The following is a 23,382-nucleotide window of genomic DNA, read 5'->3' as shown; positions in this document are numbered from 1 at the left end:
ATCAGCATGTCCTCCGAGATGTCCCAGATCGACGACCGGATCGACCGCACTCGCTTTCACGCCGAAGCCGGCGCCCTGCAGCCGTCCGAGCTCCCCCTGGCCTGGATCGGCCAGAACCCGGACAACCCGCGCGAGGCACTGAGAGACCTCCAGCCGCTGACCACCAGTATCCGAGAGATCGGCCTTGTCAACGCCATCACCGTCGCCTCCGTCGAAGCGTATGTACGGGAACGGCCGGGGCGCGCGGTCGAACTCGATCCGCAGGCGCGCTACATCGTTGTCGACGGCCACCGTCGTCTCGAAGCCGCCCGGCTCGCCGGGCTCACCCATGTCCGCGTGAGCGTGGACGACGCGCTGGTCTCCACGGACCGCTCGCTGCTCGAAGCCGCGTTCGTCGCCAATGTTCATCGCGATGACATGAACCCGCTGGAGCAGGCCCACGCGCTGAAGAAGCTCGTCGAGTTCTACGGCTCCCAGAACAAGGCGGCCAAGCGCCTCGGTATCGCCCAGTCGACGATCTCCTCCAAGCTCTCCGTACTGGAACTCGGTCCCGAGCTCCAGGCCGATCTGCTCGCGGGGCGCCGGAAGGTCGTCCATGTCCGCAATCTCTCCCGCCTCAGTCCGCAGCAGCAGAAGCAGCGGGCCGACGCCCGGGCCGCCGCCTCCGAGTCCAGGACCGCGGAGACCCGGGCCGCCGATTCCCGGCTCCGGCAGACGGTGCCGCAGCCGGCCGGGCTGTCGGCCATTCCCCGGCAGCGGGCCGTGGTGACGATGCCGTGGTCCGACGGCGTGGCCTGTGCGGAGATCGCGATCTCCCGGATGCGGCCCGCCGAACGGGCGCGGATGCTGCGCCGGCTCTGGCAGGAGGCCGAGAAGGAGGCTCGCGCGGCACGGCTGGTGACACCCCGGCGGGTCTGAGTACGGCTCCGCCCACGCCGCTCCCGGGCCCCCGCCGATCGGTGACCGGTCCCGGCACCGCGCCAGTCTCGGCCGTGCCGTTCGGTGGCCGTACCGAACGGTGGCAGCCGGGTTCATGGCCACACCGGTCTATGGCACCGGTCCATGGCATCGGTCCATGGCACCGATCCGCATCCGCACCGGCCGCGCTCACCCGCGCTGCCTCGTGCCGACAGCCGCTCGTATCCGTTTCTGCCCACTCACGGCCGCGTTCGGCCTCGTGCGGTACGGGCACCTGCGTCTGTCGCACCCACCGAGCCGGTTCCGGCGCCCTCGGCCCGCGTCAGGGCCAGGGCGCCGGTGCCCACCGGCCCCGACCCAACCGGACTCCCCCCGTCCGGGAGGGTCGGGGCCCACCTCACCGAGCTCACCCCACCGGGCCCGGACGATCGGGGGATCCGCCCGCCCGGGACCGCTCCACGCGCCGTCCGGCCGTGGGCCCCGTACGTCCACCCCCAACCGCCGGGAGGCATATCCGTCCACACCCCCGACCTGCACCGTCCGTGTCCGCCGAGGCGGTGGAGGCGGCCTTCACCCCCGGCGCCGTCCGTAGGCGCAGGCGGGTCCGCACCCTCCGGGCGGCGGCCGTCCCCCGACCGCCGGCGCCGGGCACCTATGATTTGAACCCGAACGATGCGGTCAGCCATCAGTCAGAGGAGGGTTCGTGCCTGCTCAGCGACCCATTGCCGAGACGGAGCGCATGATCCGGGCAAAGCTGGGAGACACTCCGATCCGGCACGATCAGATGGCCATGGTGGGCAATATCCACCGCGCAGCGGCGGCGGTGCGCCAGCATGTGGAGAACTCCGTACTGCGCGGCTCCGATCTGACCTGGACCGGCTTCGTGGTGCTGTGGGTCGTCTGGATCTGGGGCGAGATGGAGACGCGCCTGGTGGCGGAGGAGGCGGGCATCTCCAAGGGCACGCTGACGGGTGTCGCCCGGACGCTGGAATCCCGTGGCCTGGTCAGCCGCACGGAGCACCCCTCCGACGGTCGCCGGGTCCTGCTGGCGCTCACCGATGAGGGCGAGGCGCTGATGAGGAGGCTGTTCCCGGAATTCAACGCGGAGGAGGACTTCGTCGCCGGACGGCTCACCGATGAGGAGTGCCGCCGGACGGCGGACGCACTACGTCAGGTGGTGGTACAGATCGAGACACATGGCGAGCAGCGCCGCGAGGAACTGCTGGGCGGCGAGCCCCCGGTCCCCCGCCGCAGCGGCCGGCGCCGCCGGGACACGGCCCGTCGTGCCCGGCCGGTACCGGCCGGACGGCGACGGCCGTCGGGTACGGAGGATCCGGGTCCGGCGGCGCCGGGCGAGGGTCCGGTGAGCTGACCCCGCGGGACGGCTCACGAACTCCGGCGCTCCGGTGCGACCGCACCCGGTCCGCGTCGGTGTCACACCTCCGGTCGCGTCCGCCGGTGCTCACCTCCGGTCCGTATCCACCGGCTGACACACCCGGTCCCCGTCCATGGGCTCTCAATGGCCGGTCCGTGTCCGCGGGTGTTCCCGTCCGGGTGCGAGTCCGGATACGGGTCCGGGCGTGGTCACCTCCACGACAACCCGCTCACCGCCGGTCGTGCGGAACCCTTGCCCATTGATCGGGTCACACCATACGATCCCGACCTATCGTTTGACCTCAAATTATATCCGGGGTGACTGACCATCCCCCGAGGACCCACCGCGCCACGCCCACAAGGTTCCCCGCGCCCTGGAGCAGACTCCGTCCGAACACGACGTGACCGAAGACGACTTGGATCCTCTGTGACCCTTCCCAGACCCCTCATCGCGATACCCGCCCGATTCTCCGCCGCCGCCTCCGCCTTGCGGTACGCGGCCGAGGTCAGCGCCCGCGCGCTCGTCGAGGCGGTGTGGCGGGCCGGCGGCGAGCCCGTCACCATCCATCCGTACGCCCCCGGGGGGTTCGCGTACGCGGCCGACGTCGCCGCCCGGCTGCGCCGGTTCGACGGGGTCCTGCTGCCGGGCGGCGGTGACATCTCCCCGCATCGCTACACCGACGACGGCGACCGGCACGAGCGGCTGTACGACATGAACGACGAGCAGGACGGCTTCGACTTCGAGGTCACCCGCCAGGCCCTGCGCTCGGGGATCCCCCTGCTCGCCGTCTGCCGGGGGCTCCAGGTCCTCAACACCGTGCTCGGCGGGACCCTGTGCCAGGACATGGGCGGTCCCGCTGCGGAGCACCGACAGATGATCCACCCGGTGACCCTGAGGCCCGGCTCCCGGATCTCCCGGATCATCGGCGGCGAGAAGGCCGAGGCGTCCTGCTACCACCACCAGCGGATCGACCGGCTAGGCGAAGGGCTGCGCATCACCGGGCGGGCCGCCGACGGCACTCCCGAGGCGCTGGAACTCGTCGGCGCGAAGGGCTGGCTGACCGCCGTCCAGTGGCACCCCGAGGACACCGCGCACAACGACCCCGCGCAGCAGCGGATCTTCGACGCGCTGATCGGAGCGGCGACGGGCTCGCCGTGACGGACCGCCACCGGGCCGTACCCATGGGCCGTACGCACGCACTGAGAACACGCACCGCCACCGCGACTCACGGGCTCCGGGCTCCGGGCTCCGGGCTCCGGGCTCCGGGCTCCGGGCTCCGGGCTCCGGGCTCCGGGAACAGGCTCGCGCGATCGGCGCGCCACGGCCACTCGCTCACGGTCACGGGTCACCAGGCCGGGCCCGGACCGGGCCCACGGCGGCCGTCGCCGACGCCGGCGACCCCGGCAACGACTCCCGGCGGGCCGGGGGGTGCCGGCGGGCTCAGGGATTGCCCCGCGCGGTCACCCGGCGGGCACCGGCCCCCACGCCCCTACCGTCTCGGCGGGCGAATCCCCCGGAACTCCCAGTCCCCGCCGAGCGCCGTCGAGAGCACCTCCTCCGACGCGGCGGGCTGGGCTCCGACATCCCTGCGGATGCCTGCCGGACCCCCGACGACATGGTTTCTGAGCCGGCCGAGTCCCTCGGCCTCCACCTCCACCACATCTCCGGGCTGTACCGGCCGTGAGCCGGCGGGCGTACCGGAGAGCAGGACATCACCCGGTACGAGGGTGATGGTGCGGGCGATATCGGCGACGAGATAGTGCATGTCCCACCGCATCTCGTCGGTCGAACCGTCCTGGACCACCTCGCCGTTGACCAGCGTACGCAACCGCTTGTCCCGGAAGTCCCAGCCCGTGACCAGCCCCGGGCCGAGCGGGCAGAGGGTGTCCGCCCCCTTGACGCGCAGCATGGAACCGGCGTCGGTGTCGCGGAAGTCGTGCAGGCCGTAGTCGTTGGCGAGGGTGTAGCCGCCGATGTACTCCCCCGCCTCCTCCGGTGCGATGTTGCGGCAGGTGCGGCCGATGACGATGGCGATCTCGCCCTCGTAGTTGAGCCAGTGGCAGCCCTCGGGCCGGACGACCGCGCCGCCGTGCGCGTTCAGCGACGAGACGGGTTTATGGAAGTACGTGGGAGTGTCCGGCAGCCGTATCCGGAACTCCTCCACACGGCTTCGGTGGTTGAGATGGACCGCGATGATCTTGGTGGGGAGCACGGGCGGCAGATGTGCGGGCCCCTCGGCCGGGACGCGACGGCCGTCACCGGCGACCAGGTCACCGCCCTCCCGGACGGTCTCGACGACAGCGCCGTCGAGAAGGACACGGCGGTACTCGGTCATGGTGTTCGGCCCTCCTGATCCCGGGATACGGTCCGGGCGCCGGTCATGGAACCGGTCCAGCCGGCGGCCGGGCGGTCGAACCACAGATGCGCCTGGCCGGTGCCGATGGCGTTCTCGTACTCCCCGTACTGGCGGGCCCTGGCCGTACAGCGTTCCTCGCCGAGTGCTCCGGCCAGCATCAGATAGTGGGAGAACCGGGCCTCGGGACGGAACCGGGCGAACTCCGGCATCGTCCGCAGGACTTCGTCGTGGCGGCCTTCCGTGAACCAGTCGATGCGCTCGCGGTCGGCGTCGGCGGCCGCGGCGGTGAAGATATGGGAAGGGTCTCCGGCCTCGTGCTCGCGCAGTTCTCGCAGCGGCCAGAAGGTGTGGGAGAGCGCGCCGGAGGCGATCACCAGCACTCCCCGGCCGGGGGTCGCCGCGATTCCGTCGGCGAGGGCGCGGCCGAGGCGCAGATGGTCCTCCGGGTCACCGGTCTGGCAGACGCCGATGCTGATCCAGCGCCGGTCGGGCAATCCCTCGCCGAGGAACTTCCACAGATTGAGCGTGGCGTAGTGGATCGGCAGCCAGGGGTCGTCGATCGCGGTGATCCAGGTGCCGTGTTTCCGGGCGAACCGGGCGACGGTGCGGGCGAGTTCGGGATCGCCGGGGAAGTCGTACGGCATACGCCGCATCCCGCGCGGCAGTTCCTCCGAGGTGAACACCCCGGAGCGGCGGCCGTGGGCGGTGACGACGAACTCGACCGTGGTGGCCCAGTGCGAGTCCAGGACGACGACCGTGTCGTAGTCGGTACGGTCGAAGACGTCCCGGCGCAGTTGCCGCAGTCCGGTGACGAGGCTGATCTCCCGGCCTCCGTTGAGCGCTCGCCGGTCGGCCTCCGGGAGCACGATGGTCGGGACGTGCGAGAGCAGTCCCGCGCCGACGATCTCACCCATGGTCCCGCCATCCCCCCGGCGCCGTCACGGTGTTCTTGACGTCGCAGTAGAAGTCGAAGCTCCAGGTGCCGCCCTCGCGGCCCACACCGGAGAGGCGCGAGCCGCCGAAGGGCGCTCTGAGGTCGCGTACGAAGAAGCAGTTGACCCAGACCGTGCCCGCCACCAGCTGTGCGGTGACCCGGCCGGCGCGCTCACGGTCCCCGGTGACGACGGTGGCGGCGAGCCCGAAACGGGTGTCGTTGGCGAGGGCGACCGCCTCCTCCTGCGTACGGAAGGTCTGGAGCGTCAGGACGGGACCGAAGACCTCCTCCTGCACGATCTCGCTGTCCTGTGCGACGTCCGTGAGCAGCGTCGGGCGGTAGTACAGACCGCCCAGACCGGTGTGGGGCCCGCCACCGATCACGGCCCGTGCCCCGGACGCGAGGGCCCGCCGGACGAAACCGTCGATCCTCGCGAGCTGGCGGGCGTGGACGACCGGGCCGATATCGGTGGACTCCTCTCGCGGATCCCCCTGGACGAGGGAGGCCGCCCGCTCGGTGAACCGGCGGGTGAACTCCTGCGCGATCCGCTCGTCCACGAGGAGCCGGGTCGCGGCGAGGCAGACCTGTCCGGCGTTGTCGTACTGCTCGATGGCCAGGTCCGCGGCGAGATCGAGGTCGGCGTCGGCGAAGACGAGCAGAGGGGACTTTCCGCCCAGTTCAAGGCTGGTGGGGGTGAGATGGGCGGCGGCCGCGGCGGTGATCGTACGGGCCGTGGCCACCGAGCCGGTGAAGCTGATCCGGCGCACGTCCGGATGCGCGACCAGCGCGGCGCCCGCCTCGGAACCGTATCCCTGGACGACGTTCAGCACGCCCGGAGGCAGTCCGGCCCCGGCCGTGATGTCCGCGAGGAGCGACGCGGTGAGCGGGGACCATTCGGCGGGCTTCAGCACCACGGTGTTGCCGGCGGCGAGCGCGGGGGCGATCTTCCAGGTGGCGAGCATCAGGGGTGCGTTCCAGGGGGTGATCAGCGCGCAAGGGCCGGCGGGGTCCCAGGACACCCGGTTGGTGTGGCCCCGTGTGGTCAAGTCCTCCTGGCCGAGGGAGAGCAACCGGTCCGCGAAAAAGCGGAAGTTGTGGGCGACGCGGGGCATCACCCCCCGGCGGTGGGAGCGCAGGAGCGCGCCGTTGTCATGGGTCTCGACGAGAGCGAGGTCCTCCAGACGCTTGTCGACGCCGTCGGCGATCGCCCGCAGAATCCGGGCGCGCTCGGCTCTCCCGGTCGCCGCCCAGCCGGGGAACGCGGCCTTCGCCGCGGCGACGGCGGCTTCGGTCTCGGCGGCCGTACCACGGGCGATCGCGCCGAGCGGGCTGCCGTCGACGGGTGAGACATCGGCGAAGGTGCGGGCGGAGGCGATCCGTTGCCCGTCGATGTAGTGACGGGTGTCGACGGGCACACCGGCCACGGTGGTCCTGGCGGTCATGACGTGAGGCTCCTCGGGGAGGTGATGAGTCCGGCGGACTGCGGTGGCCACGGCCCGGCCCGTCCGGCGGCCGAGGACCGGGGGCCCGAAGGCTCGGCTCCCACCAGGGCCCGCGTACGAGGCAGGGCTGCCGCAAGGACCCGTATGCAGCGCGCCCGCTCAGCGCGTCGCATGTGCGGACCCCGTCCGCTCCAGCACCCGGCCGCCGTCCCAGACCACGCCCACCTGCTGGAAGTACGCCGCTATCGGCTCGTGGATCTCCAGCCGGGCCAGTTCCTCCGTCGGCGAGTCGAAGAGTTCCAGTTCCGCGTCGCCGCGCCATGCCTGCCCGGCCTCGACCTGCGCGGCGCCCGATTCGACCAGTTCGTCGAGAGCCGGGCCCCGGCCCTTCTCGATGGACGGAAGCCGCCGGTGGTGGGCCATGGGGTGGGCGTTGACGAAGCCGCCGGTCGCGGAGGGCTCCCGCAGTGTGACCACGGCCTGCGCGAGCCGCCGGTCGGCCGCCGCGAGCGTAGCGCCGAAGCGCGCGCCCGGCTCGATCCGCGGGGCGGGGCCGTACGGATGGGGCCGAGTCTGGTGGATGGAGCCCAGCTTCTTCGGATATCCCTGGTGCAGCCCGCGGGCCATCGCGAAGTCCTTGTCGACCCAGATGTGGACACAGCGGGAGTACGTCCGGCCCCGGAAGCCGCAGCGGACGACCGCCAACGCCTCCTTGTACTGGGCACGCACGGGATCGAGCAGTTCCGCGCGCGAGTCGGAGCAGGACTGCCAGTCCGCCCAGATGAGGGCGACGGCCCCGGGGTCCTCCTCGGCCGGCTCCAGCGGCTCGGGCAGCAGTTCGCGCACCCGCGCCGGGTCGGTGCGGTACTCGATCGTGAGGAGGTCCCCGGAGTAGCGCCACGGGGGTGCGGGGATCAGGGACGAGTCGCCCGTCGCCGTCCTGGGGTGGAAGAAACCATAGGTCGGGGGCACGATGCCTCCTATTCGTTTGGATCCAAATCAACATGCCCGGACACCTGCCGTCAACCCCGGGGGCGAAGCTCGCGAACAATGCCCGCACAAGGCTTGCCTGCCCGGTGGACACCCCATACGTTTGACCCCAAACAGAACCCCCTGAAGCACTGTCAGCAACCTCCGGACAACCGGACAGCTCCGCCGGACCGCCCCGGACCGGCCGCTGGACGGACCATGGGCCGCCCGGACGAGCCGGAATGGAGCACGCCGTGTCCGACCGCCACCTCCCCGCCCCGCCCTCCGGCCCGGGCGGTCCCCGTGTCCCGGGAACCCCCGCCCCGGCCGGGCACACCCCGGCCGCCTCCGGCCACCCCCTCGCTCCCGCCTCGGACTACCGCGCCACCCCCGACGACCACACCCCGGACGGCACCGACCCCCGCAGCCGCACCTCAGACGACCGCGCTCCGGGCAACCGGCCCCCGGACAGCCCCGCACTCCTCAGCGGCGCCACCCCGCCCGGACATACCCCCGGCACCTCCGGCGACCTCGCCGGCCCCGGCCCGGACCACCCCGCGAACGCGAACGGCCGGGCCCAGGGCGCCCCCGCTCCCGGCAACCGCGCCCCGGACGGGCTCGCCGCGCTCGCCGACCGGCTCGCGTCCGAGGGCATCGACCTCGTCCGTGTGCTGTGGAGCGATCTCCATGGAGTGGCCCGTGGCAAGGACGTCCATATCGGCGAGCTGACCCGGTTCGCCGGGCCGGGGCTCTCCTTCTGCCAGGCCGTCCTGGTCACCGATCTCGCGGGCAACCCGCTGGAGGTGCCCGAGAGTTCGGGCAGCGGCTGGCCCGACGCCCGTGCCCGGATCGACCCGGGCACCGTCGCCGTCCCCGGCTACGCCCCGAAGACCGCGTACGTCCTGGCCGACCTCCTCGGCTCCGGCGGCTCCCACGCCCCGCTGGAGCTGGACCCGCGCGGTCTGCTGCGCCGACAGGTCGAGCGGCTGACCCGCCGGGGCCTGCACCCCGTCGCCGCGCCGGAGCTGGAGTTCTATCTGCTGGCCCCGGAACCGGCCACGCCCCCGGGCTGGCGCGGCTACTGCGGACACGACACGGCCGGATACACCGTCGGCGCGGCCCATGACCCCGAACTGCTGCTGCCCCTGCTGATCCGGGAGTGCCACACGCTGGGGCTCGGCGTCCTGACCGGCAACCAGGAGTTCAGCGGCGGGCAGTTCGAAATCAACCACACCCACGGTCCCGCCCTGGACGCCGCCGACCGCGCCTTTCTCTTCAAGTACGCCGTCAAGGAGATCGCGGCGGGACACGGACTGCGGGCCACGTTCATGGGAAAGCCGTTCACCGGCAAGGCGGGCAGCGGCCAGCACGTCCATCTGTCACTGGTGGACGCCGACGGCGGGAATCTCCTCGCGGCTCCCGACGCCGACGACGGATTCAGCGGCCTCGGGCGGTCCTTTCTGGCGGGCGTCCTGGAACACGCGCCGGCCCTCACCGCCCTCCTCAACCCCACCGTCAACGCCTACAAACGGCTCGCCTCGGCGGACTCCCTCGCACCCACCACGGCCAACTGGGGCCACGACAACCGGACCGCCTACGTCCGTATCCCTCCGGAGCGGGGCTCCGGCACCCGGATCGAGGTCCGCGCCGCCGACGGCGCCGCCAATCCGTATCTCGTCGTCGCGGCCCTTCTCGCCGCCGGTCTGGATGGCATCGAACGCGATCTCATCCCTCCCCCTTCCCTGGATCCCCACAGCACGGTGCTCCCCGCCACCTTCCGTGACGCCCTCGCCGCCCTCGACCGGGACACCGTGCTCGCCGACGCGCTCGGCTCCCGGTTCACCGAGGTCTTCGTCGCCCTGAAGCGCGAGGAGCTCTCACGCTTCGAACGCGCGGTCACCGACTGGGAGTTCCGCGAGTACGCCCGCATGCTCTGACCCCCTCCCCAAACCACACCTTCGAGGGAAGATCGCACGATCATGGACCTTCAGCACTGGCTCCGCGAAGCCGCCCGTTCCCAGCAGCGGTGGGCGGACGGCTTCGGCCCGTACGCGACGCATCCGTCACTCGCCGTGGACGACACCCGATTCGCGGAGGTCTTCGGCGAGTTCACCGAGCGGCTCAGGGACAACTACCCCTTCTTCCATCCCCGTTACGCGGGCCAGATGCTCAAACCCCCGCATCCGGCCGCCGTGGTCGGCTACACCACGGCGATGCTGATCAACCCCAACAACCACGCTCTGGACGGCGGTCCGGCGACGGCGGAGATGGAGAAGGAGGTCGTCCGGCAATTGGCGGCCATGTTCGGCTTCACCACCCATCTGGGACATCTCACCACCAGCGGCACCGTCGCCAATCTCGAAGCCCTCTTCGTCGCCCGTGAACTGCACCCGGGCCAGGGCATCGCGTACAGCACCGAGGCCCACTACACCCATGGCCGGATGTGCTCGGTCCTCGGCGTCGAGGGCCATGCCGTACCGGTGGACGACCGGGGCCGGATGGATCTCGACGCCCTGGAGGAACTGCTGCGCACGGGCCGGGTCGGTACCGTCGTCCTCACCGCGGGCACCACGGGCCTCGGCGCGATCGACCCGGTCCACCGGGCGCTGCCCCTGCGCGAGAAGTACGGCGTACGGATCCATGTGGACGCGGCCTACGGCGGGTTCTTCACCCTGCTGGCGGGCGCGGAGGGCCCGGCCGGGCTGCCGGAGGCCCCCTGGCGGGCCGTCGCGCGGTGCGATTCGGTGGTGGTCGACCCCCACAAGCACGGGCTCCAGCCGTACGGCTGCGGTGCGGTGCTCTTCGCCGATCCGGAGGTGGGCCGCTTCTATCTCCACGACTCCCCCTACACGTACTTCACCTCCACGGAACTCCACCTCGGCGAGATCAGCCTGGAGTGCTCCCGCGCGGGCGCCTCCGCCGCCGCTCTGTGGCTGACGTTCCGGCTGCTGCCGCCCACGCGGGACGGCCTCGGCCAGGTCCTCGCCGCGGGCCGCCGGGCGGCGCTGCGCTGGACGGAGCTGATCGACGCCTCGGAATTGCTGGAGGTCTACCAACCCCCCGAGCTCGACATCGTCTCCTTCTTCCCCCGTGTGGAGCCGGCCGCGCTCTCCACGGTCGACGCCGCGTCGGAGCGGATGCTGCGGCAGGGCATGTCGGAGGACGACCCGGTCTTCCTCTCCACCCTCCGGGCGTCGGCGGGGGCCTTCGCCGCCCGCCATCCGAAGGTCACGGCGGACGCGGACGGGGGACGCGTGCTGCGCAGTGTGCTGATGAAGCCGGAGTCGGAGCACCGGGTGGAGTGGCTGCACGAGAGGGTGGAGATACTCGCGGGCAACCCGGAGTAGGGAAACCCGGCCGGGCACAGGCGGACATACGGGTGCCGGTTACCCGGACCACCCACCTGCGGGGTGCCGACCCGCGCCCCCTTTGAGGCATCCGGACATCAACAGACGGGACCGGCGCCCAAGAACCGTCCCCTGGAGAACCCGGTCCGGGCCCCGCAAAACCGGCAACCCGGACCACGCCCCGGGAACAGCTCGCGCTCCCCGCCTCCCGGGGCGGGGAGCCCGTCGTTCACGCCCTGCCGGTCGCCCGGTCAGTCCTGCCGGCCCTCTCAGTCCTGCTTCTTACGGCGGGTCCCGAACACGATCTCGTCCCAGCTCGGTACCGCCGCCCGGCGGCCCGGACGGACACCGTCCGCCTCCGCCTGGCGGTCCGTCGTACCGGTGAGGCGATCACGGTGACCCGCCACCGACCTCGGCATCAGGACATCCGCGTACGCCGAACCCGCGCCCGCGGAGGCCGCCGGGGCGACCGGTTCCTCCGCCTCGGGCTCCTGAACCGGCTCCGGCTCGGGCGGAGCCGGTCGCTCCGGTACCACCATGTCACCGCGGAAGCTCGGAACGGCCTCCAGCAGACTCGTCAGGGAGTCACGCTCCCCGCCGGGACCGGGATCGTCACCGCCGCCCGGAGGAGCACTCGCTCCACCGCCGGGCGCCGGACGGTCCGACGGCCGGTCGAGAGCGCGGTCCAGCGGCCGGTCTCTGGGCAGACGCGCGATCCTCGGCACAAAGGGAACGCTCGGTTCCTGCGCCTCGATCGTGTCGTCCGTCTCGCCGATGAGCGCGCGCGCCTCGTCGTCGACGGCCTTGACCAGCCTGCGCGGCGGATCGTAGGTCCAGCACGCCGAGTGCGGTTCACCGGCGACCCGGTAGACCAGCAGGACTTCCCAGGTGCCGTCGTCCCGGCGCCAGGAGTCCCACTGCGCGGTGTCCTTCTCGGCGCCGCGCAGCGTCAGCCGCTCGTGCACCGCCTCACCCAGCTGCGGTCCGGTGTTCTCACCGGGACGTCGTACAGGGGTCTTCCGGGCGCGCTCCGCCATGAACGCACGCTCCGCGAGCACCGGCCCCTCGAATCGGCGCACCCGCTCGACCGGGATCCCGGCGAGCTGGGCGACCTCTTCGGCGGACGCACCCGCACGTATGCGGGCCTGGATGTCCCGGGGGCGGAGGTGGCTCTCCACCTCGATCTCGATCTGACCGAGGCGGGCGCGGTCGTTGCGTACGGCCGCACGCAGCCGTTCATCAATCGGAAGGGTGTACTCCGTGCTGTCCGCAGCCTTGAGCACCAATCGTGTGCCGTCGTTGGAGACGGCCACGACACGCAGTTCGGGCATGGGGACCTCCCGGGTGGTGCCTGCCGACGTCACCTGTGCGTCGCTGCTTCCGCTAGTCGAGTGTGGCCTGCCCGGGTGCAGCCTGCCACAACCTTGCCGAGTTGCCCGGCGTGTCGGGCACAGGCCCTTGTTCGCCGTTATGGCACGGTTACCTGTTGGCCACCCAGTGTGACGACTCAGTCACTCTGCGTGCAGATACCCGTGCGGTATCACGGCGCCGCCGGTTCGAGCGCCGCTTCGGGCCCCCATCCCAAGGCCCGGACACCCGCGAGGGAGCCCAGGCCCAGGGCTCGCCACAGTACTCCATTCGGGCCATCGGGGTGGACTGCCGCGCCATTCAACTTCTCTGCGGGCACAGCAGTTCGCCGCCGGGGCTGGGGTTACGGGTGTTCTGATTCACAGAATCTTCCCAAAGGGAACTAATCAGATCGCTCATTTGTCCCTCATGGGTGCAAGCAGGGATGAAGGGCAAGCAGGGACTGAAGATGCATCAGAGGCCGGATACCGGAGCAGACCAGGGTGACCGGGACCGGGACGAGCGACCGGAACAGCGGGAGCGCCGTATCGATCTGAGCGTCCCCCAGGTCGCCGGCAGCGCCCTCGCGGCGGTCGCGGCGGCGGTGCTCGCCTCCCGGCTCGGTGTCTACGGCACGATCATCGGGGCCGGTGTCGTCAGCGTGGTCGCCACCTGCGGCGGCTCGGTGTTCCAGCATCTCTTCAGCCGTACCGGCGATCAGCTGCGCGAGGCCACGGCCCCGGCCCGGCCGAGGGACCGCCGGGTCCCGGCTCCGTCGGCCACACACCCGATGCCTCACGGGGACACCCCCACCCGGGCCCTCCTGGCGCCCGGGACGCCTGGGGCTCACGGGACGCACGGTGTCTTCGGCGAGGCCACGACCCACGGCACCCGGGTCCGCGGCTGGAAGCGCCCGGTCATCGCCGCCGGGGTCGTCTTCGGCGTCGCGATGGCCGGGATCACCGGATTCGAGCTGCTGTCGGGCTCCGGGCTCGACGGGGGCAAGGGCACCACCGTCGGCTCGGTCGTCCGGGGCGGCGACGACAAACCGGCCGACGACCCCTCGCGGTCTCCCGACCACCGGCCGGAGCCCGAGCGGACCGGTACCCCCGGTCAGGGCGGCGACCGCTCCCCGGCCCCCGGGCGGGACCAGGGCGAGAAGCCCGCGGACCCGGCGCCCAGCCCCTCCCGTCCCGCCGGGCCCGAGACCGGTCCGACCGGGCCGGGGCCGACGGATCCTTCCGGCCCTTCCGGCCCGACCGGCCCCCAGGAGCCGTCCGCGCCCGCCGTACCGCCGTCCGCCCCCGCGACCGGCGGCACGGGCCCGGCTCCCGGTACGACCGGGAACCGGTGAGCTCCGTCAGTCGCCGAGCACCCGGCGGAGGTAGTCGTTCCCGAAGCGCCGGTCCGGGTCGAGCCGGTCCCGCAGCCGGGTGAACTCGCCGAACCGCGGATAGAGACCGGAGAGGTACTCCGCGTTCCTGGTGTGCAGCTTGCCCCAGTGCGGCCGGCCGCCGTGCGCGATCATGATCCGTTCCACGGCGGTGAAGAACGCCCGCTGGGGTGTGCCTTTGTAGAGGTGCACGGCGATATAGGCGCTCTCCCGCTCCGAGGCCGTGGACAGCGGAATGTCGTCGGCGGGTGTGGTCCGTACCTCCACCGGGAAGCTGACCCTGAGCGGTGAGCGCTCGATCATCGCCCTGATCTCCCGCAGGGCTTCGATGCATGCCTCACGCGGCAGCGCGTACTCCATCTCCACGAAGCGCACCCGGCGCGGCGAGGTGAAGACCTTGTACGGAATGTCCGTGTACTGACGGGTGGAGAAGGAGCGGCCCGCGAGCCGGGCGATGGCCGGTATCGCCGGGGGCACGGCCCGGCCCACCGAGTTGGCCACCTGGAACAGGCCGTTGCCGAACAGTTCGTCGTCGATCCAGGCGCCGAGTCTGCCGAGCGGCTCGGCGGGGCCCGCGCTGCGGTTGTTGCGCTTGGTGCTGCAGCTTTCGGTGTGGGGGAACCAGAAGAACTCGAAGTGCTCGTTCTCGGTGTGCAGCGCGTCGAACTCCGAGGTGACCTCGTCGAAGGTCATCGGTCTCTCGTCCGCGGTGAGCAGGAAGAGAGGTTCCACGGCGAGGGTGACGGCGGTGATCACCCCGAGCGCGCCGAGCCCGATCCGGGCGGCGGCGAAGATCTCCGGGTTCTCCGAGGCCGAGCACGTCAGCAGTGAGCCGTCGGCCTTGACCAGCTCCAGCGCGGTGATCTGGGCGGCGATCGAACCCGACTCGCGTCCGGTTCCATGGGTGCCGGTGCTGACGGCCCCCGCGACCGTCTGCACCATGATGTCGCCCATGTTGGTGAGCGACAGGCCCTCGCGGGCGAGGGCCTGGTTCAGCCGCCTCAGGGGCGTCCCGGACTCCACGGTCACGGTCATCGCCGTACGGTCGATCGCCCGGATACCGGTGAGCAGATCGGGACGGATCAGCACGCCACTGGTGGCGGCTATCGCCGTGAAGGAGTGACCGGTCCCCACCGTCTTCACCGTGAGGCCGTCCTCGGCCGCCCGCCGTACGGCGTCGGCGACCTCGTCCGGGGAGGCCGGAGAGACCTCCCGGACCGGACGGGCGGTGATGTTCCCCGCCCAGTTACGCCAGGTTCGCGCCGTGCCTGTCGTGCTGCTCCCGCTCATCGCTCCGCTGCCCCTCCCTTGTCGGCACCGGCCTGCTCAGCCGGCGGTACCCCAGCAACGCCACCACGACCGCGACCGCTCCGGCGACCGTCGGCACCGCGTACCCCGCCCTGGCCCCGGCCGCGTCGACCACCCACCCCGCCGCCGCGGAGCCGAGCGCCACCCCGACCGCGAGCCCGGTACTGGTCCAGGTCATGCCCTCGGTCAGCTGGGCGCGCGGTACATGCGTCTCGACGAGGGCCATCGTGGTCACCATCGTGGGCGCGATGGACAGCCCCGCGACGAAGAGCGCGACGGCCAGAACCGTGAGATTCCCGGCCAGTTGGAGGGGGATCATACTCACGGCCATCGCACATACGCCCACCAGCCACCGCCGTCCGGCCGCTCCCTTGAGGTGGAGCAGGCCGAAGACGAGCCCGGCGAGACAGGATCCGAGGGCGTAAACGGCGAGGACCAGGCTGGCGGCGGCCTTGCGGCCCTGCTCGTCCGCGAAGGCCACGGTGACGACGTCGACCGCGCCGAAGATCGCGCCCGTCGCCACGAAGGTCATCACCAGGACCTGGAGTCCCGGGGAGCGCAGCGCGGAGGCGCCGGGGTGGTGCTCGCGCGGAAGCGGAACGGGCTCGGTGGAGCGCTGGGCGGTCAGCCAGAAGACGCCGATGAGCAGGAACACCCCGGCCAGCACCGGACCCGCGGCCGGGAACCAGGCGGTGGACAGCCCGATGGAGATGATCGGGCCGAAGATGAAGCACGCCTCGTCGACGGTCGACTCCCAGGCGTACGCGGTGTGCAGTTCGCGCGGCGATCCCCGGTAGACCGCGGCCCATCGGGCGCGGATCATCGACCCGACGCTCGGCACACAGCCGACCCCGGCGGAGAAGACGAACAGGGTCCAGTCCGGGGCCCGGGTCTGGGCGCAGACCACCAGGCCGGTGACGGCGGCGACCGATGCGAGAGTGGCGGGCCGCAGCACCCTGGCCTGACCGTGCCGGTCGACCAGCCGCGAGATCTGCGGGCCGAGGACGGCGGCCGACAGGGCGATGGTCGCGGAGAGCAGTCCGGCGAGGCCGTAGCGGCCGGTGAGCTGGGAGATCATTGTGACGACGCCGATGCCCATCATGGACAGGGGCATCCGGCCGAAGAATCCAGCGGCGGAGAACGCCTTGCTGCCGGGGGTGGCGAAGATGGCGCGGTAGGGACTGGGCAACAGGGACTCCGGTAAGGCGTATGGATGGCGTTGACAGATTACGTCCCCTTCGGTGCCCCGTACACGGGTCCGGGCTGCTGTCTGGGAGAGACCGGGGGAGAGTTTCCAGGTCGGGGCGGCCGGGGCCCGCCGGCGGCGGGGTCCGGGGCGGCGGGCGGAGGCGTGCGGGAACGGGCGGTGTGCTTCCCCGCGCCCCGCGGGTGGCAGGATCGGTGTCATGTCCGATGTGCGCGACCCAGCCCCCTACGACGCCCTGCTGCTGCTGTCCTTCGGCGGCCCCGAGGGCCCGGACGACGTGGTCCCGTTCCTGGAGAACGTGACGGCCGGCCGGGGCATCCCGAAGGAGCGGCTGCGGGAGGTGGGGCGGCACTACTACCTGTTCGGCGGGGTCAGCCCCATCAACGGCCAGAACCGGGCGCTCCTGGACGCCCTGCGGAAGGACTTCGCGGAGCACGGCCTGGACCTCCCGGTCCACTGGGGCAACCGCAACTGGGCACCGTATCTGACCGACACCCTGCGCGAGATGGCCAAGGAGGGGTATCGCAGGATCGCGGTCCTCGTGACCAGCGCGTACGCCTCGTACTCGGGCTGCCGCCAGTACCGGGAGAACCTCGCGGACGCGCTCGGCGCGCTGGCGGCGGAGGGGATCCGCCCGCCCCGGGTGGACGTGCTGCGGCGCTACTTCAACCACCCCGGTTTCGTCCGTCCCATGGCCGACGGCGTGCTGAAGGCGCTGGCGGACCTCCCCGAGGAGGTGCGCTCCGGCGCGCATCTCGCCTTCACCACGCACTCCGTCCCCGTCTCGGCGGCCGACGCGTCGGGCCCGGTGGAGGGGCACGGGGACGGCGGGGCGTATCTGCGGCAGCACCGGGACGTAGCCCGGCTGATCGCCGCGGCCGTGGCCGAGGAGACGGGTGTCGAGCACCCCTGGCGGCTCGTCTTCCAGTCGCGCAGCGGCGCCCCGCACATTCCGTGGCTGGAGCCGGACATCTGCGACCACCTGGAGGAGCTGCACGGCTCCGGGGCCCCGGCGGCCGTGATGATTCCCATCGGGTTCGTCTCGGACCATATGGAGGTCCTGTACGACCTGGACACGGAGGCCGCGGCGAAGGCCGCCGAGCTGGGGCTGCCGGTACGGCGGTCGGCGACGGTGGGCGCGGATCCGCGGTTCGCCGCGGCCGTGCGCGAGCTGCTTCTGGAGCGCGCGGCCGCCGAGCGCGGGGAACCGGTCCGGCGGTGTGCGCTCGGCTCGCTGGGGCCCTCGCACGACGTCTGCCCGGTGGGCTGCTGTCCGGCCCGGGTCGTCAGGCCCGCGGCGGCGGGCGCGGACAGCCCGTTCGTATGACGGCCGTGTGCGACCGTGGGTGACATGACCCGGGTGACCACCGCCGGGTGACCGTGTGTGACCGACCGTGCGCCCGACGGGTGCGTGGACGACAGGGCCGTACGCCCCCGGTGTGCCGTACGGAGTCCGGTCCGCGCCCCCGTCCCCGCGCCGGGATCCGACCGCGTGAGGAATCGCCGTGACAGCCGTGAACGACCCGTTTCTGACCGAGGACCCGCTCCTGTCCGAGCTGCTCGCCCTGGCCCTGGAGGCCGCGGAACGGGCGGGCGGTCTGCTGCGGAACGGCCGCCCGGACGATCTCGGGGTGGCCTCGACCAAGTCCAGCCCCATCGACGTGGTCACCGAGATGGACATCGCGGCGGAGAAGCTGATCACCGGCTTCCTGGCCGAGCACCGTCCGCACGACGGCTTCCTCGGTGAGGAGGGCGCGGCCACGGCGGGCACCAGCGGGGTGCGCTGGATCATCGACCCCCTGGACGGCACGGTCAACTATCTGTACGGCCTGCCGACCTGGGCCGTCTCCATCGCCGCCGAGCGGGACGGTGAGACGGTCGTGGGGGTGGTCGCGGTCCCGATGCGCGGCGAGACCTGCCGGGCGGTGCTCGGCGGCGGCGCGTACGCCGGTGACAAGCGCCTCAGGTGCCGTCCCTCGCCCCCGCTGGAGCAGGCCCTGGTCTCCACCGGCTTCAACTATGTGACGGCCGTACGCGGCCACCAGGCGGATGTCGCACAGCGGCTGATCCCCCGGGTGCGGGACATCCGCCGAGGGGGTTCGGCGGCCGTCGACCTCTGCGATGTCGCGGCGGGCCGGCTGGACGGCTACTACGAGCGGGGGCTCCACCCCTGGGATCTCGCGGCCGGTGATCTGATCGCCCGGGAGGCCGGCGCGGTCACGGGCGGACGGCCGGGGCTGCCCCCCTCGTACGACCTCACGGTGGCGGCGAGCCCCGGGGTCTTCGGCCCGCTGCGGACGCTGCTGGACGAGTACGGCGCCTGGCACGACTGAGCCGCCGTCGAGCCCGTCACCGGCGGTCAGGGGCGCCTCCCGGGCGTTCCCGGCCCGGAGGCGGACACGGACGGCGTCCGGAGCGCGGGGCCGCGGGACGGCCGGGTACGGGCGGGAGGCCGCGGGCGACAGACGGTACGGCGCATTCCCGCCCCGCTCGGTACCGAAGGGCGGAGAGTCAGCGGCTCAGCAGATCGGCACGCGGGAAAGCCCCCGCGCCGCAGGGGACGGCACGGGGGTCCTGGGTGGTTCTCGGTGGATGGTCGTGGGCGTCCGGCGTCCGTGGGGTCGTCCGGCGCCCGTGAGGCCGTCCGGCGTCCGTGGGCCCTCAGCCCTGGGCGGCGCCGACCTCCACGCCGTGCTCGGCGGCCAGACGGCGCAGGTCGTCCAGTTCGGCCTGCTCGACATCCGCCAGGAAGTCGTCGCCCGTCTCGCGGGCCATGGTGAGATCGGTCTCCGTGGACTTGATGCGCTGAAGCAGTCCTGCGGTGAATGCGTCCATGTGCGCCCCCTCGTCGTGGGTCGGTGGCACGGGGGTGTGCCGTGGGGATCCCTCTGCCGCAGCAGGGAAACGGGGTGATCACTCCTGCCGGTCGGGCCGGGGAGCCGGCCGTGTGGCGCATACGGGGTGTGCCACGTACAGGGCGTGATCCCGGGTGTCTTCTCGTCCTCCCCAGGGCTTCCCTCAGAGAAACCTCAAGTCGTCCGGGAATCCTGTTGATTCCCCGGCGCCCGGCAGTACGCCCGCTCCGGGGGCCGGGGAGGGCGGATCGCCTTACAGCCGGTTTACCCGCGCAACGGGCAGGATGGAGGCGCACAGCAGTGCGCACCATCTGCCCTGCTCAGCAATGACGGGCTTCGGAGAAAGGAATTCGCGACGTGCGTGTACTCGTCGTCGAGGACGAGCAGCTGCTCGCCGATGCGGTGGCCACCGGACTGCGCCGGGAGGCCATGGCCGTCGACGTGGTGTACGACGGCGCGGCCGCCCTGGAGCGCATCGGGGTCAACGACTACGACGTGGTCGTCCTCGACCGTGACCTGCCGCTCGTCCACGGTGACGACGTGTGCCGGAAGGTCGTCGAGCTGGGGATGCCCACCAGGGTGCTGATGCTGACGGCGTCGGGCGACGTCTCGGACCGGGTGGAGGGCCTGGAGCTGGGCGCCGACGACTATCTGCCCAAGCCCTTCGCGTTCACCGAGCTGACCGCCCGGGTGCGGGCGCTCGGACGGCGTACGACCGTGCCGCTGCCGCCGGTGCTGGAGCGCGCCGGGATCAAGCTCGACCCCAACCGGCGCGAGGTCTTCCGCGACGGGCGGGAGATCCAGCTCGCGCCCAAGGAGTTCGCGGTGCTGGAGGTGCTGATGCGCAGTGAGGGCGCGGTCGTCTCGGCCGAGCAGCTGCTGGAGAAGGCGTGGGACGAGAACACCGACCCGTTCACCAATGTCGTACGGGTCACCGTGATGACCCTGCGCCGCAAGCTCGGCGAGCCCGCCGTGATCGTCACCGTGCCCGGCTCCGGTTACCGGATCTGATCCGTGGCCTCCTCCCCCACGCCCCCGGCGCCCCCGCCGAAACCGACCTGGGACCCCCGGGACCCGGTCCGCCCGCTGCTGCGCCCGACGATCCGGATACGGCTCACGCTCCTGTACGGCGGGATGTTCCTGATCGCGGGGATCCTGCTGCTGTCGATCATCTATCTGCTCACGGCACAGGCCCTGCACTCGGGCAGCAGCCTGCCCTTCAAGCTGCTGCCCGACAGCAGGGTCCAGCTGACCAACAACTCCTGTCCCGCCCTGGAGCGCGGGCTGTCGGCCGACGAGGCCAACGCGGCGCTCAAGACCTGCTTCGCGCACCAGCGCGAGGTCGCCCTGGACGATCTGCTGCGCCGGTCGCTGTTCGCCCTGCTCGGTCTGAGCATCATCGCGTTCGCGTTCGGATACGCGATGGCGGGCCGGGTGCTGTCCCCGCTCGGGCGGATCACCCGGACCGCCCGGCAGGTGGCGGGCTCGGACCTGTCCCGGCGGATCGAGCTGGACGGCCCGGACGACGAGCTGAAGGAGCTGTCGGACACCTTCGACGAGATGCTGGACCGGCTGGAGCGGGCGTTCAGCGCCCAGCAGAGATTCGTGGCGAACGCCTCGCACGAGCTGCGGACGCCGCTGGCGATCAACCGCACCCTGCTGGAGGTCCATCTCTCCGATCCGGGCGCGCCGGTGGAGCTCCAGCAGCTCGGCAAGACGCTGCTGTCCACCAACGAGCGCAGTGAGCAGCTGGTGGAGGGTCTGCTGCTGCTGGCGCGCAGCGACAACCAGATCGTGGAGCGCAAACCGGTGGATCTGGCGGAGGTCGCGACCCGGGCGGTGGACCAGACCCACGCGGAGGCGGACGCCAAGGGCGTGGAGATCCGCGGGGAGCGCGCTCCGGCCGTCGTCCAGGGCAACGGTGTGCTGCTGGAGCGGATCGCGCTGAACCTGGTGCAGAACGCGGTCCGGTACAACGTTCCCGAGGACGGCTGGGTGGAGGTGCGGACGGAGACCGAGCCGGGACAGGCAATCCTGGTGGTCTCGAACACGGGCCCGGTGGTCCCCGCGTACGAGATCGACAACCTTTTCGAGCCGTTCCGGCGGCTGCGCCAGGAGCGGACCGGCAGCGACAAGGGTGTCGGTCTGGGGCTGTCCATCGCCCGGTCGGTGGCGCGGGCCCACGGGGGACGTATCATCGCGGAGCCCCGCGAGGGCGGAGGGCTCGTGATGCGCGTCACCCTCCCGGTCTGAGGAGGTGCTCGGCACCACACACGCCGTTCGCTTTACGCGGAATTTTCGGGACCTGCTCCCGGGTTGAACGTGTGTGATCGATCACAAAGACGATTTTCGGACCGTCGACTCTCCGTGACCGCGCGCCCCTCCGGAAAGCTGGGAAAAGTCCTGGTTTCCAGGGGCCGGGGTCACGGGAAGTACACGGGGTGGCGCCCGTGAGCTGCGGCATTCGGATCGTGTACGGTCCCCATCGCCATCCAACCCGATCACTCTTGGAGGATCCGGTTGGGTGTCGATTGAGTAACAGACCTTGATGTGAGGCAAAATCTCCGCCTCAGGTCGGGCACAAGTCCGGCCTCTCACGCGTTACGTGCGCTGGAGACACCGCAACCACACCCAGAGGGGGAGAGCGACATGGCAACGGACTACGACACCCCACGCAAGACCGACGACGACGTCGATTCGGACAGCCTTGAGGAACTGAAGGCCCGCCGGAACGACAAGTCCACCTCGACCGTCGACGTCGACGAGTTCGAGGCAGCCGAGGGCATGGAGCTGCCCGGAGCCGACCTCTCCAATGAGGAGCTGGCCGTCCGGGTGCTGCCCAAGCAGGCCGACGAGTTCACCTGCATGAGCTGCTTCCTCGTGCATCACCGCAGCCAGCTGGCCGGCGAGAAGAACGGTCAGCCGATCTGCCGCGACTGCGAGTAGGGTCCGGTCGGCCGTGGCAGGCGAGACACCGTCCAGGAAGCGGCGTTTCCGGCGTCTGAAGCCGTCGGAGACGCACCAGGGCGGTACGGGACCGTCGGATGGCGCCAGGCCCTCCGGCGAGCACTCGTCCGCCCTCCTGCCCCATGGCGCGGGAGACGACGACGGGCGGGGCCCCTCGGCCTCGCTCGAAGCACTCCCCCGCGAGGGGCCGGACCGGACCGTGGCCCCGGCCCCGGCCCGTCGTCTGGCAGTGGTCCGCCAGGGCGTCCGCAGAAGCGGGGAGAGCGCCAGGGCGGCCATCGGCTACCTCGCCGACCGGATCATCGAGATTGCGCCCCGCGTCAAAGTGCGCGATCTCGCGACTCTCCGCCGGCAGTTCCCCGGTCTGGGCCCCGAGCAGCTTGCCGACAAGCTGGTCGCGGGCGCGGCCAACGCCACCGCCACGGTGGGCGCCGGCATCGGCGCCGCCGCGATGCTGCCCGTACCGCCGGCCATGCCCACCGAGCTGGCCACGGAGATCACGGGAGTCGCGACGATCGAGCTGAAGCTCATCGCCGAGCTGTACGAGGTCTACGGCCAGCGGCCCCCCGGGAGCCTCAAGGAGCGCAGCTCCGTCTATCTGGCCACCTGGTCGGAAGAGCGCAGCATCGATGTGACCAGGCCGTCGACGTACAAGAACGCCGCGCTGAGCGGCGGGATCAAGCGCGAGCTGCGCCAGCAGATCATGAAGCGCATGATCCGGAATCTGCCGAATCTGCTGCCGTTCATGGTCGGGGCGGCCGTCGGGGCCGTGATCAACCGCCGGGACACCCGGCAGCTCGCGGAGCGCATCCGCAAGGATCTGCGCACCCGGCAGGTCCCCTGGGACGCGCTGCCCGCGCTCCCGCCCCTGGAGCCGCCCGAGGACCCGCTGGAAGCGGTCCGTCCGCCGCGCGAGCTGGAGCGCTGACCCCGGGGCTCCCGGCCCTGTCAGCTCCCCGGGCCC

General features: G+C 71.8%; 19 protein-coding genes and 1 pseudogene. 12 read left to right on the top strand and 8 right to left on the bottom strand.

Annotated features, from left to right (window positions below):
• The first annotated feature begins 6 nt into the window (after positions 1–6).
• The 3 genes and pseudogenes from ACIBCM_RS22995 (at position 7) to ACIBCM_RS22985 (ending at position 3,451) form a co-directional block, all read left to right on the top strand.
• Positions 7–918: a ParB/RepB/Spo0J family partition protein gene (locus ACIBCM_RS22995; protein WP_399246022.1), complete on the top strand. Its 912-nt coding sequence runs from the start codon at positions 7–9 to the stop codon at positions 916–918.
• Between the two features lie 703 nt (positions 919–1,621).
• A pseudogene (locus ACIBCM_RS22990) lies at positions 1,622–2,188 on the top strand (MarR family winged helix-turn-helix transcriptional regulator); the annotation flags it as partial.
• 531 nt (positions 2,189–2,719) lie between these two features.
• Complete coding sequence (locus tag ACIBCM_RS22985; protein ID WP_399246020.1) at positions 2,720–3,451, top strand: gamma-glutamyl-gamma-aminobutyrate hydrolase family protein; 732 nt, start codon at positions 2,720–2,722, stop codon at positions 3,449–3,451.
• Between the two features lie 331 nt (positions 3,452–3,782).
• Here ACIBCM_RS22985 and ACIBCM_RS22980 read toward each other — a convergent pair whose 3' ends face one another.
• From ACIBCM_RS22980 to ACIBCM_RS22965, 4 genes are all read right to left on the bottom strand, one after another.
• Positions 3,783–4,628 (bottom strand): fumarylacetoacetate hydrolase family protein, encoded by an 846-nt coding sequence (locus ACIBCM_RS22980; protein WP_399246018.1) that lies wholly within the window; start codon positions 4,626–4,628, stop codon positions 3,783–3,785.
• Positions 4,625–5,563, bottom strand: coding sequence for a 3,4-dihydroxyphenylacetate 2,3-dioxygenase (locus ACIBCM_RS22975; RefSeq protein WP_399246016.1), 939 nt, complete (start codon positions 5,561–5,563; stop codon positions 4,625–4,627). The genes ACIBCM_RS22980 and ACIBCM_RS22975 overlap by 4 nt, the downstream gene beginning before the upstream one ends.
• Entirely contained in the window at positions 5,556–7,025 is a 1,470-nt protein-coding gene (locus tag ACIBCM_RS22970) for an aldehyde dehydrogenase family protein (RefSeq protein WP_399246014.1), read from the bottom strand. Before ACIBCM_RS22970 ends, ACIBCM_RS22975 begins: the two co-directional genes overlap by 8 nt.
• 159 nt (positions 7,026–7,184) lie before the next feature.
• The gene (locus ACIBCM_RS22965; RefSeq protein WP_399246012.1) at positions 7,185–7,997 is read right to left on the bottom strand and encodes an acetoacetate decarboxylase family protein; all 813 of its coding nucleotides are present in this window, start codon (positions 7,995–7,997) and stop codon (positions 7,185–7,187) included.
• A gap of 251 nt (positions 7,998–8,248) precedes the next feature.
• Between ACIBCM_RS22965 and ACIBCM_RS22960 the strand changes: the two genes are divergently transcribed.
• The gene (locus tag ACIBCM_RS22960) at positions 8,249–9,931 is read left to right on the top strand and encodes a glutamine synthetase family protein (protein WP_399246010.1); all 1,683 of its coding nucleotides are present in this window, start codon (positions 8,249–8,251) and stop codon (positions 9,929–9,931) included.
• 42 nt (positions 9,932–9,973) lie between these two features.
• Entirely contained in the window at positions 9,974–11,341 is a 1,368-nt protein-coding gene (locus tag ACIBCM_RS22955; protein WP_399246008.1) for a pyridoxal phosphate-dependent decarboxylase family protein, read from the top strand.
• A 269-nt stretch (positions 11,342–11,610) separates the two neighbouring features.
• Here the strand turns inward: ACIBCM_RS22955 and sepH are convergent, their stop codons facing one another.
• Entirely contained in the window at positions 11,611–12,672 is a 1,062-nt protein-coding gene (gene sepH / locus ACIBCM_RS22950) for a septation protein SepH (RefSeq protein ID WP_399246006.1), read from the bottom strand.
• A gap of 485 nt (positions 12,673–13,157) precedes the next feature.
• Here sepH and ACIBCM_RS22945 point away from each other — a divergent pair, with 485 nt between their 5' ends.
• Positions 13,158–14,042: a hypothetical protein gene (locus tag ACIBCM_RS22945; protein ID WP_399246004.1), complete on the top strand. Its 885-nt coding sequence runs from the start codon at positions 13,158–13,160 to the stop codon at positions 14,040–14,042.
• Positions 14,043–14,048: 6 nt separating this feature from the next.
• On the opposite strand, the gene ACIBCM_RS22940 is transcribed toward ACIBCM_RS22945, so the two are convergent.
• Together ACIBCM_RS22940 and ACIBCM_RS22935 are read right to left on the bottom strand one after the other, a co-directional pair.
• Entirely contained in the window at positions 14,049–15,371 is a 1,323-nt protein-coding gene (locus tag ACIBCM_RS22940; RefSeq protein ID WP_399246002.1) for a D-arabinono-1,4-lactone oxidase, read from the bottom strand.
• Entirely contained in the window at positions 15,328–16,578 is a 1,251-nt protein-coding gene (locus tag ACIBCM_RS22935) for an MFS transporter (protein WP_399246000.1), read from the bottom strand. Before ACIBCM_RS22935 ends, ACIBCM_RS22940 begins: the two co-directional genes overlap by 44 nt.
• A gap of 217 nt (positions 16,579–16,795) precedes the next feature.
• Between ACIBCM_RS22935 and ACIBCM_RS22930 the strand changes: the two genes are divergently transcribed.
• Both ACIBCM_RS22930 and ACIBCM_RS22925 read left to right on the top strand, forming a co-directional pair.
• Complete coding sequence (locus tag ACIBCM_RS22930) at positions 16,796–17,923, top strand: ferrochelatase (RefSeq protein ID WP_399245998.1); 1,128 nt, start codon at positions 16,796–16,798, stop codon at positions 17,921–17,923.
• Positions 17,924–18,110: 187 nt separating this feature from the next.
• Positions 18,111–18,929, top strand: coding sequence for an inositol monophosphatase family protein (locus tag ACIBCM_RS22925; protein WP_399246092.1), 819 nt, complete (start codon positions 18,111–18,113; stop codon positions 18,927–18,929).
• A 328-nt stretch (positions 18,930–19,257) separates the two neighbouring features.
• Here the strand turns inward: ACIBCM_RS22925 and ACIBCM_RS22920 are convergent, their stop codons facing one another.
• A complete protein-coding gene (locus ACIBCM_RS22920) occupies positions 19,258–19,431 on the bottom strand; it encodes a hypothetical protein (RefSeq protein ID WP_399245996.1) in 174 nt (57 codons plus the stop codon).
• A 377-nt stretch (positions 19,432–19,808) separates the two neighbouring features.
• Between ACIBCM_RS22920 and ACIBCM_RS22915 the strand changes: the two genes are divergently transcribed.
• The 4 genes from ACIBCM_RS22915 (at position 19,809) to ACIBCM_RS22900 (ending at position 23,346) form a co-directional block, all read left to right on the top strand.
• On the top strand, positions 19,809–20,462 hold the full coding sequence (locus ACIBCM_RS22915) for a response regulator transcription factor (RefSeq protein ID WP_389269224.1): 654 nt from the start codon (positions 19,809–19,811) through the stop codon (positions 20,460–20,462).
• Between the two features lie 3 nt (positions 20,463–20,465).
• Positions 20,466–21,704 (top strand): sensor histidine kinase, encoded by a 1,239-nt coding sequence (locus ACIBCM_RS22910; protein ID WP_399245993.1) that lies wholly within the window; start codon positions 20,466–20,468, stop codon positions 21,702–21,704.
• Positions 21,705–22,100: 396 nt separating this feature from the next.
• A complete protein-coding gene (locus ACIBCM_RS22905; protein ID WP_389269220.1) occupies positions 22,101–22,397 on the top strand; it encodes a DUF4193 domain-containing protein in 297 nt (98 codons plus the stop codon).
• A gap of 13 nt (positions 22,398–22,410) precedes the next feature.
• Complete coding sequence (locus ACIBCM_RS22900) at positions 22,411–23,346, top strand: hypothetical protein (RefSeq protein ID WP_399245991.1); 936 nt, start codon at positions 22,411–22,413, stop codon at positions 23,344–23,346.
• The last annotated feature ends 36 nt before the right edge of the window (positions 23,347–23,382 follow it).

Origin of the sequence: Streptomyces sp. NPDC051018 (genome assembly GCF_044456085.1) — a bacterium.
GTDB lineage: Bacteria > Actinomycetota > Actinomycetes > Streptomycetales > Streptomycetaceae > Streptomyces.
Note: the sequence above shows the minus strand (reverse complement) of the source record. Positions and strands in the feature narration are given on the sequence as shown.